The following is a 15,159-nucleotide window of genomic DNA, read 5'->3' as shown; positions in this document are numbered from 1 at the left end:
ACATTATAATTAAAAAGTGTCTGTTTTTTTCTAGGTCTGAAATGATATATGAAAGGGGAACATGTAAGATAACGAATTTTAAATTTATCGCATCACTTAAGTACTAATTTTAATAGCTGGAAAGGCATGATAAAAATGGAAAAAAACATATCTGAAGCTTTGCCCGCGCAGAGTAAGTCTTCAGGAAACTTATTTAAAAACAGGATCGTGCTTGCGATCATGGGCTCTAACTTTTTACTGCAGCTCGGCATCTGGATCAGAAACTTTGCCATCTTATTATACGTAACTGATCTTACCAACAATGATCCAGTGTATGTATCCCTTATATCAATTGCAGAGTTCGCACCGATTTTTATTTTTTCTATTATCGGAGGAACATTTGCCGACAGGTGGAAGCCCAAACTCACTATGGTATGGTGTGACGTCCTTTCGGCGGTATCCATCTTTGTCGTTCTTTTAACTTTGATATACGGTTCCTGGCATGCTATCTTCTTTGCCACTTTGGTTTCTGCGATCTTGTCGCAATTCTCGATGCCTTCTGCTATGAGACTATTAAAGCAGCACGTACCAGAAGATCAATTACAATCTGCAATGGCTATTTTCCAATCCCTGATGGCTGTTTTTATGGTCATCGGTCCAGTCATCGGGACACTTGTATACCAATCATATGGCATCTACACCTCAATCATTGTAATGGGCGTTATGTTCCTTCTATCAGCTGCCGTTTTGACGTTCCTTCCGCGTGATCTTGAAAAAGCCAAAACAGAAGAAGAAACAAGCTTCAAGAAAGAACTGGCAGACGGCTTCCGTTATGTTATCGGGAAAAAAGTTTTGACTACAATGGGCGGCGTTTTTGCTGCCTGCGGTCTGGCAGTCGGGTTAATTTCTCCGCTGATGATTTTTATTACAATCGAGAATCTTGGATTGTCCAAGGATTATCTACAGTGGCTGATCATGGCGAACGGAATTGGAATGCTTGCCGGCGGCGGGATTGTCATTGCCTTTTCTAAAAAGATCTCGCCTCAAAAGCTGCTCGCAATTGGTATTTTTGCCAGCATGATCTTTACCATCAGCATCGGCTGGTCAACAAGCTTCCCGCTGACGATTGCCCTTGAGCTGCTGAACGGATTCTTTTTCCCGTGCATCCACATCGGAATCAATACTCTGATTCTTAAAAATACAGATGAATCCTTTGTCGGCCGAGTGAATGGTGTTCTTAATCCATTGTTTATGGGAATGATGGTTGCCGGTATGTCACTCTCAGGCCTTCTCAAGAATCCTCTGACTTTATCAGGCGTTTTCACGGTTTCAGGGTTGTTGTTCTTAATGGGAACTCTGCTGATACTCCCGCTATTTAAATTAAAAGAAAATACAATGGTTTCTCAGCAAGTTGTGAAAGTTGGAGAAGAAAGTTAACGTTTTAAAGAGAAAGTGCTCCCGAAAATTCGGGGGCATTTTTTATGAGCTAAAAAAACTCAATTTCATTTAAATATTCCTTTACAAGAATATTCCTTTTAGGGTATATTAAAAACAGAAAGGAGAATGAATGATGGGCATCAACATTACAGCAACTTTGCAAGCACTTGCAGAGCCCAATCGACAGCGAATTGTAGAATTATTGCGTGATGGTCCGCTTACGGTGGGTGAAATTGCTGAACGGCTTCAGCTTCTTCAGCCGCAGACGTCCAAACATCTCCGTATTCTCAGTCAGTCAGGTCTTGTAGAGGCAGAGGCGGCTGCCAACAGGCGAATTTATAAGCTGCGGCCGCAGCCATTTCAGGATCTCGAAGGATGGCTAAATTCATTTCAGCGACTCTGGCATGACAGATTTGACCGTCTTGATGACTATTTGCAGGAATTAAAGGATAGCGAGAAGAATGACAAAGGGTAAGATTAAAATTTGGGAGGAATTAGGATGTCAGCAAACAAAGGGATTGTAAATATGACTTCACGTGTTGAGGGCAAAGAACTAATAATGGAAAGAACGTTTAATGCACCAAGAGAGCTTGTTTTTAAAGCATTCTCGGATTCTGAACATCTGGCCAGCTGGTGGGGACCGCAGGGATGGAAAACAGAAAACAAAACGTTTGAATTTAAACCAGAGGGTGTTTGGCACTATTGCATGCGCTGCGAGGATAAAAACCAGGGAGACTTTTATGGTATGGAATCATGGGGCAAAGCTACCTACAAAGAAATTGTTGTCCCTGAAAAAATTGTTTATGTCGATGCTTTCTCAGACAAAGAAGGCAGCACATCAGATCAAATGCCTGAAATGATTATTACCATGGTGTTTGACGATCAGGGCGAAAAAACAAACCTCACGATCCGCTCCCAATTCTCTTCAGAAGAAGAATTAAAGAAGATCGTTGAAATGGGAGCTGTACAGGGTATGTCTTCTCAGTTTGACTGTTTGGATGAAGTTCTTGAGGAATTGAAATAAGAAGGTTAAGGGGAAGCTGTAGCGGCAGCTTCCTTTTCGTTTTATGGAAATAAAATTAAATACCATTTAGACTATGAAAAAAGCTCATGTATACTTAAAAGAAAAAAACATTAGGGTGAATTCATCAATGAGGGAACAAATTCTGGAAGTCCTTAAAGAAATTGAAGAGACACATCAAGTGAAAATTCTTTATGCATGTGAATCCGGCAGCAGAGCCTGGGGGTTTCCTTCAAAAGACAGCGACTATGACGTAAGGTTTATCTATGTACATAAAGCAGAGCACTATCTGAGCATTGATCCAATTGGAGTCGGCTCCAATCGTGATGTCATAGAACGTCCGATAAATGACCTCCTGGATGTTTCAGGCTGGGACCTGACTAAGGCATTAAAGCTTTTCCGAAAATCAAATCCGCCTTTAATGGAGTGGATGAACTCACCAATTGTTTATTATCAAGCTTATTCAGCAATGGATAAAATCACTGATATGCAATCAGAGGTATTCACCCCCCATTCAGCTATTTATCACTATTTGAACATGGCGAGCAATAACAGCCGGAAGTACCTGCAAGGGGATACCGTTAAAATTAAAAAATACTTCTATGTACTCCGGCCTTTACTTGCAGCGAGATGGATTGAAGTAAAAGGCGAGTTTCCCCCAGTGGAATTTCATGTCCTCATAGAAGATATGCTGCCTGATGGAGTGCTGAAGAAAGAAGTATTAACTTTGCTTGAACGGAAGATGATTGGAGATGAATTAGCTAGAGAACCTAAAGCTGAAGTTATAAACGAGTTTACAGATTCTGAAATCATTAGACTTAAAGAGTACGCGAAACAGTTGAACTTAAAGAAGGAAGATCCTACTTCTAAATTAAACGGTATTTTCAGGGAAACGCTTAAAGAGGTTTGGTGAAGTTAAATTCCATGTTAATTCTATGACAGATGAAGAATGAAACAGGGAAGAAATTAGAGCATTCATATAATAAAATAAAACAATACATAGTTAAATCAGTGTAATTTTTTTGAAAGAAGGCAGGTAAGTATGGAAATTAGATGGGAAGAAATCACAGGTAATCATTTAGATCATTTAGATGAGGTTTTCAAACTTTACAACACTACATTTCCGTTTGAAGTAAGAGAACCAGACACCATTTTTTTAAAGAGCTTAGCCTATGCAGAAAAAGAAAAGCATAATAATTTTCGTTTCATAGCGGGGTTTGAAGGAGAGGAGCTTGTTTCCTTTGCTACTGGACACTATTTGGCTGATGTTAACTCAGGTTTTATCGTTTATATAGTCACTAATCCTGCTGTTAGAAGCAAAGGATTAGGTGCCAAAACACTATTTAAAATGGAACAATTATTAAAAGAAGATGCCATACGAGCGGGAAATTTATCACTTGAATCATTAATCCTGGAAACAGAAACAGAGGAAATGGCCCATACGGCGGAAGAAAAAGAAGACTGTGTAAAGAGAAAGACATTTTTTGAAAGAAATGACTACAAACTGTTAGAAGAGGTTCATTATCTGCAGCCTCCGCTGCATTCTGGTGACAACAGCATCCTTTTGAATCTTTATTTAAAAACCTTGCAAGAAACCGAAATAACTCTTAAAGAGGTTAAAGAAATTATTAGAGCTATGTATAAAGAGAAATATGAAAAAGTAAATGAGATTGATAAAAGTATGCTTAGCGGTTGTTTGGAAAAAATGGGATTGATCCATTAATTCATTTATATGAAATCCAGAAAAAGAAAAAAAACAATGAGACTTCAAATAAACCCTACTTCTATAAAAAATTCGTTTAAAAGCGATCCAGAAAAACAAAAATGAATAAAGAAACAGCCAAAATTGGCTGTTTCTTTCCTTCGTCGTAAAATGACCTGCAAAAAAAATATAATTCCATTAAATCTCGAACTCGAGGGCCCTTGAACTATTATAATGCAAAATAATCATGAATTTGACTCTAATTAAGTCAACGTCAATCTGTCTTATTTTGCATGTACTACTTTTGAATGAGCGGCAGATAGCTTAAACAATAGCAGGAAATGTACCCCCAGCAAAAGTGAGATTAATATAAAATTCAAACTGTAGCTGTTTGTCGATTCCATTATTTTACTTGCTGCTGCTGGACCAAATGCCATACCTACAAAATTTAACAAGTTATATAAACCAAGACCCACTCCAATTTTAGATGCATTTAAAGTTTTGGGTATAAGAGTGTTCAAGGATACTTGAATAGCAGAATAGCTCATAAACGTTAAAATTACTGCAATCAGAATAACAAAGAGGTTCGCATTTGGAATTAAACCTAAAGCCAGGAAACCAAAAATCATTATGGCAGAGGCTACATAAATCATTTTTATATTCCCTACGGTTTTTATAGCTCTTCCTGTTAAAATACTAGACACTATACCAAATAATGAGGCAATAAACAAAGCAATACCTATTAAAAATGGTGTAAGTCCATTTTTTTCAACTAACAGCAATGGGAGAAGCAACAGATTTGCACATAGAGCAACGTTTATGATGAAACCAATCGTTATTAATCGCAGAAAAGGTTTATTTTTAAATAATTCAAAGTCAATGAAAGGATGTTTAGCTTTTGTCATCCTAACTTTAAATAAAAATAACAGGACCAAAGAAAGAACAAACATTATACCGTTAATATTTACTCCTAATAAAACAGTTGCAATTAACGCAAATAATAAAATAGAGCCAATGAAGTCAAAATGAAAGGGTTCAGACGAATGATTTGCGTCGTCATTAGGCATAAATTTCATTAATAATCCTATACCGATAACAGAAATCACCATAACCAGAAACAGATACGGCCAACCAAGCGTATTTGTTATCGCACCTCCAATTAATGGTCCAATACCAACAGCTAAAGCGATTGAAGAACTAATCATGGCTAATGCTCCAGGCCGTTTATCTGGCTCAAACATTTTTGCCACTGATACCATGCCAAGTGCAATAAAGGCAGCTCCGCCACTTGCTTGCAGAAGTCGAGCAAAAATGACAAATTCATATGATTGATTTATAAAACCAATGACTGAACCTAATATAAATAAAATAATGGCTATAATTAAAAGTTTTTTCACACTAAATCGATCAGCTAATTTTCCATAGACCATTGAGCCAATTCCAACAACCAGGGAATAACCTACTACAATCCAACTTGCTTTTGAAGGACTAATTGATAAATCATTGGAAATATCGGCTAATGCTACATTAAACAGGACAGCATTCACAGGTCCTAACAATACGATAAAACACAATGTAAAGAGCAGCCATTTTGAATTGATTACTTTTTCCTTCAAATGAAACACCTCAATATTTATTAATTGATTAGATAGTTTTAAAACTTTAGAACTAATGATTAAAAATTAAGGTTTTTCGGCTTCTATAAAGTTGCCAAAAAACCTGGTAAAAATGCTTGAAATGTATCCTCCTTTAATTTAATAAATTTATATTGACCATCACGTCCAACATCAACTAAGTCAGCCTCTACCATAATTTTTAGATGGTATGAAACATTTGACTTGTTCATTCCAATTGATTCTCCAATTTCTCCACATGAATTATTATTTTTATTTTTATCATGATAAAGATAGCGGATGATTTCAATGCGCTTGACCTCTGATAAAGCTTTAAATATCTTTACACGTTTTTCATCTAGGTTAACTTGTTTGAATGTCATGAAACTATCATATTGTTTGATATTAATTTTGTCAAGGAAGTTGTAAAATATCCAAAAAGGAAATGAGAAAAGAGGGAAAGGGTTTAATCTCATGGCAGCTTCAATTTCTCTAGGTTTTGCCATTGGTCCCGGATCTTGTCAACATTCCAATCACCGGTCGCTGCAAAGCTTACTATGATTTAATTCGTTTAAGTTTCTGGAATAATTGTAACAGCGATTGTTCGAACTGGAGCATCTATTTCATTGCTCGGGGTATGGTAGTATTTAGTCATTAATTCGTTTAATTCATTTTGAAATTGTATAAAGTGATCCTCATCTATCTTTAATTCTACTAAAGAGAAAGTAGCACCATCTTCCCGGAAGTTTTGTTCTTCTAATTTCTTAAGATAACTTTGATATTGAGTCATCAGTGATAATTGATAATATGAAACATAATTAAGCTTCTTCTCACTAGAAGCTTTTTTCCAATCTTCTATATTAAGTCTAGCCTCACTTTCATTTAAAGCGTAATATTTTTCGGAAACAGATTTGACTTTTTTTTCCTTAATAACGCGAATAATACCAGAATCCAACATAACTTGTAAATGCCTATATAGAGTTGCCTGAGGTACGCCTTTAATAATTTTCACCATTTCTAAGGGTGTTAATCCATTGTTTTTATTCCTCATTAGCACCTGAGAAATTTTCATTCTTACTGGATGCATTAAAACTTCAACTTTATTAACCATAATGTTCTCCTTATTTGTGTTTATTAATTGTGTGTTTATTTACTTTAAATTAATTCTTATTATAAATAATGAGAATAGGTATTGCAATGTACTTCCTTTGAAGTTATTATTATCATTATCAATAACGATAATGAAAAGGAAGTGTTTAATATGCAAATTCACTATGGGTTTGATGAATTAAAGGATATTGACTTTATGGCTTTTATCCCCATAATATTGCCGTTTATTGCAGTAGGTTTCCTATTGGTTCTAATTGCTTTAATAGATTTATACAGACATAGAAAAACGAGAAAAAATGTTCTAGTGTGGACATTAATTATCCTTTTAGTTAATACAATTGGTCCAATTCTGTACTTTGTTATAGGGCGAGAGGAGAGTGAGAGATTATGAAATTGGAAATCAAAAATGTGACGAAAACATTTAAAGAAAAAGTCGCTGTCAATAATTTCTCAATGGAACTGCAATCGGGAGAATGTGTCGGTTTGATCGGGCCGAATGGAGCTGGGAAATCGACTTTAATAAAAGTGATTTCAGATATTATCGACCCAAACGCAGGCGAAGTTTTACTGAATGGGAAAAAAATATCGAAAATGAAAAGGGAGATTGGCTACCTGCCACAGTACCCTAACTTTTTTCATTGGATGACAGCGAAAGAAACTCTTACGTTTATGGGGCAGCTTTCTGGATTGCAAAAAGAAGAATTAACTAACTCAATACCTGAAATTTTGACCAAAGTCGGACTAATAGGTGAAGAAAATTCAAAAGTTGGCACATTTTCAGGTGGAATGAAACAGCGACTCGGCATTGCACAAGCACTGCTGCATAAGCCTTCGCTTATTGTCATGGATGAACCGGTATCCGCACTAGATCCAATCGGGCGAAGAGAAGTGTTAAACCTGATCGAAGAAATAAAAAAAGATACCACGATTTTATTATCAACCCATATATTAGGCGATGCGGAAGAAATATGCGAACGATTTGTCATTATAAAAAATGGAATAAAAATAGAAGATACCACCATCAACGAACTGTTAAAACGCAATAGCAAAAATAGTCTAAACGTAGAAATCACAGCGAAAGATCATAAATGGATTGACGTTGTAAAAAAATTACCTTATGTGGAGGAAATAGAGGTCATTGGGCATAAAGTCAAAATAAAAGTTGAAAACATCGAAAAAAACAAAAATATGTTACTTGTAAATGCACTTGAGCATGAAGTGGACATCGTAAAATTCGAAATTAATAACGATACTTTAGAAGAAATCTTCTTAAAACTGGTGGTGAGGAAATGAATAATTTTAATGTCCTGATAAAAAAAGAATTTGTTCAAATGATACGTGAGTTTAAAGTTATTTGGCTGCCGATCGTTTTTATCTTTTTAGGGATAACCCAGCCTATAGTAACTCATTTCTTGCCAGCAATATTGGGAGCGGCAGGCGGTGGTCAGGGAATTACAATTGATCCGAGCATGACAGCTCAAAAAGGCGGTGAAGTACTGGCAAGCACATTAGGATCTCAATTTGATCAGCTCGGGCTTATGATTCTGGCAATCTCAATGATGGGTATTATTCAAACAGATAAAGCAAATGGCATGCTGGCCTTTATTTTAACACGACCTGTTACTGTTCTTTCATATATAGCTGGAAAAATTGCATCAAATTATTTGATAGCAGCCTTTAGTGCAGCAATTGGATACTTTGCTTCTTATTTATATGTAAATTATCTTTTTACAGATGTTCCATTTTCACACATGATTCTTGCACTATTATTTTATCTTGTATGGGTTCTTTTTATCGTATCTTTTACAACGATGATTAGTACGATTTTTAACAGTCAGGGTATTATCGCATTAATTTCAATTGTTTTCCTTTTAGGTTGCAGAATTATTGTTGGTTTAATTCCAATTATTGATTTTATAAATCCGGCAAGTATGAGCAAACATGCAATGGCAGTGCTGGTCACAGGATCAGCAGATACAAAAGCAATAGAGAACGCACTAGTAGCGATTGTTTGGATTGTACTGATACTCTTTGTAACGAATTATTGGATTGCCAATAAAAAATTTAATCACGAATAAACAAAGAATAACTTTAATGGGGAAGATGAGGATTTTTGCTCTGTGTTTACGAGACCAACACCAAACTAAGGTGTTCAGCGTTTTCTTGTTAAATTAACGGACAGTTATCTGCAAAAAAACAAATTGATATAACGCTTCTAAATACGGTAAAATTTGTAAAAACGAGATCATTAGGAGGATGGTAGAGTGTCAAATGAAATAAAGAGTTACATTGACCATCTAATGGTTTTGAAATTCCAGGGGGAGAAATAGAATTAAGTGACGATAGAATAAAAAGCAAATGGAAAGCTGAAATAAGACCGTTTCTTCTCGCACGGCATCCTGTAACTATGGGTCTATACAATGCTGTTAATAAAACACTTAATCCTTTTGACGTTGATCTAAAACCGGTTGTAAATATATCTTGGAATGATACAATTTCTTTTTGTAATCTGCTTTCACAAAAAGCTTGTCTGAAAGAGTGTTATTCTATAAGTAATGATGGTGAAAACATTATTTGTGATTGGGAATCAGACGGCTATCGACTTCCTTCAGAAGCAGTGGCAATATGCATGTAAAGCAGGGACTGCTGGTTATAGATACGGAGAGCTTGATAAGATAGCCTGGTTTAATGAAAATTCAGGAGGCAAAATCCATGAAGTAGGAAGAAAGGAACCGAATGCATGGGGTCTTTATGATATGTTAGGGAATGTTTGGGAGTGGTGTTGGGATATATATGATGAACAAGTATACGGCTCCTACCGAATTTTCCGAGGAGGTAGCTGGGCTGAAGAGGCCAGGGGTTGTGGGGCTTCGTGTCGTCGTCGCAGCCATCCGTCATTTACAATAGAGGACCTTGGATTCCGTCTTGCCCAGTCTATTTAACTTCTACACACAAGCCCGACTTTCGAGGTTTTACAGACAACTAATGGGAACGATAGTTCAAATAACCGCCATTAAGGAACAAAAAAACTATAGATATGTATCTATAGTTTTTTTGAAGTTTTAGAAAGCTTTACTTACACCAAAACTGTTATAAGTTAATTGTATAAAAGATTGCAAAGGAAGTGTCATAAATTTATCTTTATGCCAAACAATTTGTGTACTAATAGGTGTGACAACACTTTTACAAACTAATTCTTTTAGTATACCTCTCTCAATCTCTGTTTTTACTACCATTTCCGGTAATATTGCAATACCTAGGTCTAAAATGACACATTGCTTAATTGCTTCTACACTTACAAATTCGAACTTATTGGATGCGTCGTGCCAGATTGTTTAGGAACATTTTAAAATTTTAAGGTGTCACGAAAAGTTGACATCCCTCATTATTTATACAGTTTTCATCATATTATTTAAAATATCATAAACCAATGGGAAAGAAATGAATCCATCATCTTCTAGAAAATGACCACCTTTTTCAACAGGATAAAATGATGTATTCAATTGTTCTGATAAATATTGACTTACTTGAAAAGGTACAATATAGTCATCTTTTGCAGCAATAACAGCACGTGAATTAGTTGCAGAAATTATTTTCTTATTGTAGTTATTCCATTAAAGGGAGCATTAATCCAAAACGCTCTTTTGGAGGTGATCTAAATTTTCTGGTTATTTGGACTAATCGCTGGTATCATTTCTTTATCCTGGGCAATAGATTTTAGACGAAAGAAAAATAATAACAATAAAGGTCATAATCCTAATGTTAAAACTGGTGGAAACAGCAATCATACTATGGGAGACAATAGATATATGAATGGTGATGGAAGCTAAGACAACTCGTGTCTTTGCTTTTTATTTATTATATTTCCGAGTGTACGTAATTTAATTGTATTTCTATTTCAACAAACAGTGGCATTAATTATTGGAAGAAGATTATTTCGTGAATTTGTAGAATGTTATTACCTTGATTAAATAGATTGGTGGTTGATTTTAATGGACATTAGGTTAGAAAAAGCAACAAATGCTGATTCTCAAATTATTTTTGATATTCAGGTAAATGCATTTTTGCCACTGTTGGATAAATATAAAGATTACAAAACAAACCCAGCAAACGAAACTATAGAAGGAGTAATAAAGAGAATAAATAACACTAACGGTGGGTTCTATAAAATTATTGTCGATAACAGTAATGTAGGTGCGATCTGTATATTTTGGAAAGAAGAAGTGCAATTTTGGATAAGTCCAATGTTTATTCTTTCTGAATATCAAGGGAAAGGGATTGCCCAAAAAGCTATAACTTTAGTTGAAGAAATGTTTCCAAAAGCAATAAGTTGGGAATTAGCTACAATTTTAGAGGAAAAACGTAATTGCTATTTATACGAAAAAATGGGATACAAAAAAACAGGTGTTAAAAAGAAATTAAATGAAAATGCAACTCTTATTTTTTATAAAAAGGTAGTTAGAAATTTTTCACCTTTATCAGCACTACCAGTAAATAATAATCAATAATCAACTTCGATGATCTTTAACAATCGGGGAAATGATTAACAAATAGTGTATATTAACTGGATAAGTGATTCTGAAGTTCTTTTACATAAAGGCCAGATAATTGGTTAGTTTGGCTGAACTCTAAAGTTGTAGACTTAGAGGTTACAGCAAAAAATTTAATTATTTGGTTCCTATTTCTGCACTTTATATCGTGGGGAAGAAGGTAGTATTGTGAAAACAACAGGAAATTTTACCGACAAGGCCGATATATATGCGAAATATCGCCCCAGTTACCCTAATGAATATATTGATTATTTGTTTTCAGCTAACCAACTGAAAGAGGATCGGATTGTGGCCGATATTGGTTCAGGTACGGGGATATTTAGCCGCCATCTGCTTGAAAGAGGTCTAAATGTTATTGGAGTAGAGCCAAATGATGACATGAGAAAGGAGGCTGAGCAATCGTTAAAAATATATTATCGTTTTAAATCAATAAAGGCAACTGCTGAAAATACCACTTTAAAAGGGAAAAGTGTGGATTTAGTAACTGTTGCCCAGGCATTTCATTGGTTTAATAAAGAAGCATTCAAAATCGAATGTCAACGGATTTTGAAACAAAAGGCAAATGTCGTTCTTGTTTGGAATAGCAGAGATTTAACTAGCCCGATTAATAAAGAGAATGCAGAAATTTGCCAAAAGACCTGTCCAAATTTCAAAGGATTTAGCGGTGGGATGGAGGAAACTCCAGAAGTATTTAACAGCTTTTTTAAAGATGGAAAGTATGAGTTTAAAAAGTATCAAAATGATTTGCTATTTGATTATGAAGGATTTTTAGGAAGGAATTTATCAGCGTCCTATGCTCCGAAAAAAAATTACGAAGAGTATGAACGTTTTGTTTTTCTCATGTCAGAGTTATTCGAAAAATACAGTAAGAATGGAAAAATTGTTCTCCAAAACATAACGCGAAGCTATCTAGGCAATGTCTAAACAACCGAACAAAGGGGGCTTTAATTGAAATTCCCTTTGAATTTTAGATTACATTTATTAATATTGATCTTCCACAATCGGGCCATTATCAGGAGGAAGCCTAAGCACTTTACAGAATGCCCAAAATCTGATGGTGATTATCACTTAGTTGTTCATGTGTATAACGACACAAACTTGTATACTATCCAAACGTTGATATTACGAGGTTTTCAAAAAGAAGTACCCATGTTTGTGTCGTAAAAATGCGATACAAACATGGGTACTTCCTGTGCAGGCGACACAAACTTGTATACTATGTGGGACAAAAACATTGTATGAATGTTTACTTTTCTCTGTATTTCATTAATTTATGCTGCCTGCTTAGAATTATGAAATTTCTCTTCCTTACATTAAAAAATGAAAAAGTTAGCGAAGGAGTTTCTTCATTTTAAAGTTATTAGCAAAGGTATTAGATGAATTGACCATAATGTTGATGACATTAATCCGGCTTACCTGAATGGCGTATATTTACCTAATTCTAAAGATGAGATGCTTAATATCCGTTTTAGAGACATGGACAAAGACTGCAAAGCATAGGCAATAAACCAACTGAACTGATATAAGAAGAAGTAGGAAAGTTTTGGGAACACCGACAAAAAGTAGTGCACGGATTCTCACATATGATAAAAAATAAGAATTCATTATGAAGGACCGTTTTGGGTCTTTTTGATGAAATATCCCCATTAAAAGTTAACAAAGGCTATTTGAAAGACTGAAAAATGTATTGAAAAAACTTCCTATTTCGGTCAATAATGGATTGAGTTGACAACAAGGAGTGGGAATATGGAGAAAATATACCAAAAAAATTATTCTAAGAAGGAAAAGTTAGAAAGGAACAAGGAAACGATTGATGAACAACTACTCAAACACTGGACCAAGATTTACTTTAATGTTTCGAATCATATCCCCGACAGTTTACACCATTACACTTCTTTAAGTGCAGCAAAAGGGATTTTAGACAACAGGGAATTATGGTTATCTAACGTAAAAACAATGAATGACCCTGATGAGCTCAGTTATGGATACCGCCTCATAGCGTTAGCAATGGAGGAATTGGTAGGTTATGCATCCATTTTCGGTAGTCATCAAGCGAAGTTGAAAAATCTAATTGAAGTAATGAAACATCTAGCAGAGCAAAAAGTGATAATAGGAAATGCAGAAATTTATTTAACATGTTTTTCCGCTGCAGAAAATACGATTCGTCAGTGGGTTACATACGGGGATACAGCTGCAGGTGTAAGCATTAAATTCGCAAACAAATTAAAGAAAAGCCAAAATACAATAAGCAAGTTATTAACCGCTAGAGTTAACAATACGGATGAAGATGATCTAAGTAATAATTTAAAAAGAGATGTGTTTGATGTAAATAGTTTACCAGAGGAAGTAAAGGAAACCATTAAATTGTATGAAGAAAATTATTATGGTTTTAAGCAAGTCGAATATGTTGAGGAAAAAAATGCAAAAAGTTCAAACTTTTATATAAATTTAGTGAGTAGTTTGGATCGAGACTTGCAAGAGTTATTTAGAGACCAAAAAAACAATGATGACTTGGATACGAAAAGTCCAACCGAATTTGTTGATTTTGTTTGTAAGGGAGCCGTCAGTCGTGCTGCCACTAGCTTCTTTATAAAAATGGCTCTGTTGGCGTTGTCAGTAAAACATCATCACTGGAAAGATGAGAAGGAATGGAGATTAATATTGTTGATGCATAGCCCGTTAGTTAATAATTACAATATTCATTTCTTAAATAAACCTGGTGCCTTGGTGCCCTTTATCAAATATTTTATTCAACCGGGGGATATTAAAGAAATTTGTTTGGGACCTAAGACAAACAAGGTTATAAGTCATTTGGCTTTGGATTATTACAGTATAGTCAATCCTAAATACAAAGACCTAGTAATAATAGAATCAAATATAAAAATGGCATAATATTTAAAACATAAAATAATCAAAAAGGCTTCTTAAAAGTCTTTTATTTATAGGTTTTGTTACCCTCTAAAAGATTATTTTTTCCTTGCCGCTGCCTTTCAAAAAGAAAAAGAGGATAGCGTGAATTAGTTTAAGAATTCGTCTACAGATGAGATCATCTACGGCATAGCAGAAAGTGCTTACAGTATGGTTTTAAGCAATTTAGATGCTGTAAAGAATGTCCCGGAATCGTTAGAAGGTAAAGTAGCAGAGCTGCGAACTGTAGCAGAAGCCAAAATGAAGTATTATTCCGCTTCGGATAGGCAAGAGAAGACAATTGAACTTACTAACGAGCGAACGGAAAACCCAGAAAATGTTTCAATTGGCATGACGTCTGAGGAAGTATTGACAAAAGGATGGGGAAGACCTCAGGAAATCAACAGCACCACGACAATAAATGGAACTGAAGAGCAACGGGTCTATCCAAACTTTCACTATCTGTATTTTGAAGATGGAATATTGGTAACGATACAAAATTAAAAAAGAAACCACCTTAAAGTTTTAAGGTGGTTTTATCATTTTAATGGTTTTTGGTATCATATCTAAATCTCGGCTATCGGCTTGATTGTTTCACAGCTTCTTAAAACAGGTTTACTTGTTCTTTACTCAATAGTTCGTTTGCCCGAAGAAGCAACGTTGCCTCTATGTCTTTCACCTTTTTTAGATTTTCAATTTGTTCTTTATTAAATTTAATCATTAAAATAATCCGTAGTGGGATAATAAAAACAAAAGAGCAAACATGCTTTCAATAAACCACATAGAAAAATACCATCTATTTTTATTCGTTATTAATCTCCTGAAATTTGCAGTATACTC

General features: G+C 35.0%; 16 protein-coding genes and 2 pseudogenes. 13 read left to right on the top strand and 5 right to left on the bottom strand.

Annotated features, from left to right (window positions below):
- Positions 1 to 135 precede the first annotated feature (135 nt).
- The 5 genes from QLQ22_RS12570 to QLQ22_RS12550 all read left to right on the top strand — a co-directional run bounded on the left by QLQ22_RS12570 (position 136) and on the right by QLQ22_RS12550 (position 4,160).
- Positions 136 to 1,416: an MFS transporter gene (locus QLQ22_RS12570; protein WP_223443376.1), complete on the top strand. Its 1,281-nt coding sequence runs from the start codon at positions 136 to 138 to the stop codon at positions 1,414 to 1,416.
- Between the two features lie 133 nt (positions 1,417 to 1,549).
- Positions 1,550 to 1,891 (top strand): ArsR/SmtB family transcription factor, encoded by a 342-nt coding sequence (locus QLQ22_RS12565; RefSeq protein ID WP_420828846.1) that lies wholly within the window; start codon positions 1,550 to 1,552, stop codon positions 1,889 to 1,891.
- 24 nt (positions 1,892 to 1,915) lie between these two features.
- Positions 1,916 to 2,440 carry an SRPBCC family protein gene (locus tag QLQ22_RS12560; protein ID WP_223442984.1) on the top strand — a complete coding sequence of 175 codons (525 nt, stop codon included), beginning with the start codon at positions 1,916 to 1,918 and terminating at the stop codon, positions 2,438 to 2,440.
- A gap of 127 nt (positions 2,441 to 2,567) precedes the next feature.
- A complete protein-coding gene (locus QLQ22_RS12555) occupies positions 2,568 to 3,350 on the top strand; it encodes a nucleotidyltransferase domain-containing protein (protein WP_223442981.1) in 783 nt (260 codons plus the stop codon).
- 129 nt (positions 3,351 to 3,479) lie between these two features.
- On the top strand, positions 3,480 to 4,160 hold the full coding sequence (locus tag QLQ22_RS12550; protein WP_223442978.1) for a GNAT family N-acetyltransferase: 681 nt from the start codon (positions 3,480 to 3,482) through the stop codon (positions 4,158 to 4,160).
- Between the two features lie 263 nt (positions 4,161 to 4,423).
- Here the strand turns inward: QLQ22_RS12550 and QLQ22_RS12545 are convergent, their stop codons facing one another.
- The 3 genes from QLQ22_RS12545 to QLQ22_RS12535 all read right to left on the bottom strand — a co-directional run bounded on the left by QLQ22_RS12545 (position 4,424) and on the right by QLQ22_RS12535 (position 6,863).
- On the bottom strand, positions 4,424 to 5,755 hold the full coding sequence (locus QLQ22_RS12545) for an MFS transporter (RefSeq protein ID WP_223442975.1): 1,332 nt from the start codon (positions 5,753 to 5,755) through the stop codon (positions 4,424 to 4,426).
- A gap of 83 nt (positions 5,756 to 5,838) precedes the next feature.
- A complete protein-coding gene (locus QLQ22_RS12540) occupies positions 5,839 to 6,258 on the bottom strand; it encodes an ArsR/SmtB family transcription factor (RefSeq protein ID WP_284016724.1) in 420 nt (139 codons plus the stop codon).
- Between the two features lie 65 nt (positions 6,259 to 6,323).
- Entirely contained in the window at positions 6,324 to 6,863 is a 540-nt protein-coding gene (locus tag QLQ22_RS12535) for a transcriptional regulator (RefSeq protein WP_284016723.1), read from the bottom strand.
- Positions 6,864 to 7,013: 150 nt separating this feature from the next.
- Between QLQ22_RS12535 and QLQ22_RS12530 the strand changes: the two genes are divergently transcribed.
- The 4 genes and pseudogenes from QLQ22_RS12530 (at position 7,014) to QLQ22_RS12515 (ending at position 9,804) form a co-directional block, all read left to right on the top strand.
- Positions 7,014 to 7,253: a PLD nuclease N-terminal domain-containing protein gene (locus QLQ22_RS12530; protein ID WP_223442966.1), complete on the top strand. Its 240-nt coding sequence runs from the start codon at positions 7,014 to 7,016 to the stop codon at positions 7,251 to 7,253.
- Positions 7,250 to 8,155, top strand: coding sequence for an ABC transporter ATP-binding protein (locus tag QLQ22_RS12525; RefSeq protein WP_284016722.1), 906 nt, complete (start codon positions 7,250 to 7,252; stop codon positions 8,153 to 8,155). The genes QLQ22_RS12530 and QLQ22_RS12525 overlap by 4 nt, the downstream gene beginning before the upstream one ends.
- A complete protein-coding gene (locus QLQ22_RS12520; RefSeq protein ID WP_223442958.1) occupies positions 8,152 to 8,940 on the top strand; it encodes an ABC transporter permease in 789 nt (262 codons plus the stop codon). The genes QLQ22_RS12525 and QLQ22_RS12520 overlap by 4 nt, the downstream gene beginning before the upstream one ends.
- 222 nt (positions 8,941 to 9,162) lie before the next feature.
- A pseudogene (locus QLQ22_RS12515) lies at positions 9,163 to 9,804 on the top strand (formylglycine-generating enzyme family protein).
- A 120-nt stretch (positions 9,805 to 9,924) separates the two neighbouring features.
- Here QLQ22_RS12515 and QLQ22_RS12510 read toward each other — a convergent pair.
- Both QLQ22_RS12510 and QLQ22_RS12505 read right to left on the bottom strand, forming a co-directional pair.
- Positions 9,925 to 10,179: pseudogene (locus QLQ22_RS12510) on the bottom strand (LysR substrate-binding domain-containing protein); the annotation flags it as partial.
- 72 nt (positions 10,180 to 10,251) lie between these two features.
- Positions 10,252 to 10,425 carry an alpha/beta hydrolase gene (locus QLQ22_RS12505; RefSeq protein ID WP_284016808.1) on the bottom strand — a complete coding sequence of 58 codons (174 nt, stop codon included), beginning with the start codon at positions 10,423 to 10,425 and terminating at the stop codon, positions 10,252 to 10,254.
- 429 nt (positions 10,426 to 10,854) lie between these two features.
- Here QLQ22_RS12505 and QLQ22_RS12500 point away from each other — a divergent pair, with 429 nt between their 5' ends.
- The 4 genes from QLQ22_RS12500 to QLQ22_RS12485 all read left to right on the top strand — a co-directional run bounded on the left by QLQ22_RS12500 (position 10,855) and on the right by QLQ22_RS12485 (position 14,823).
- Entirely contained in the window at positions 10,855 to 11,370 is a 516-nt protein-coding gene (locus QLQ22_RS12500; protein WP_284016721.1) for a GNAT family N-acetyltransferase, read from the top strand.
- Positions 11,371 to 11,580: 210 nt separating this feature from the next.
- A complete protein-coding gene (locus QLQ22_RS12495; protein WP_252208708.1) occupies positions 11,581 to 12,336 on the top strand; it encodes a class I SAM-dependent methyltransferase in 756 nt (251 codons plus the stop codon).
- An 822-nt stretch (positions 12,337 to 13,158) separates the two neighbouring features.
- Positions 13,159 to 14,304, top strand: a complete 1,146-nt coding sequence (locus tag QLQ22_RS12490; protein WP_284016720.1) for a DUF2971 domain-containing protein — start codon at positions 13,159 to 13,161, stop codon at positions 14,302 to 14,304.
- Positions 14,305 to 14,490: 186 nt separating this feature from the next.
- Entirely contained in the window at positions 14,491 to 14,823 is a 333-nt protein-coding gene (locus QLQ22_RS12485; protein WP_284016719.1) for a hypothetical protein, read from the top strand.
- Positions 14,824 to 15,159 lie beyond the last annotated feature (336 nt).

This window comes from Metabacillus hrfriensis, from assembly GCF_030127205.1.
GTDB classification, from domain to species: domain Bacteria; phylum Bacillota; class Bacilli; order Bacillales; family Bacillaceae; genus Bacillus_P; species Bacillus_P dongyingensis.
The sequence above is the reverse complement of the archived record's forward strand: the minus strand, read 5'-3'. Positions and strand labels throughout refer to the sequence as shown.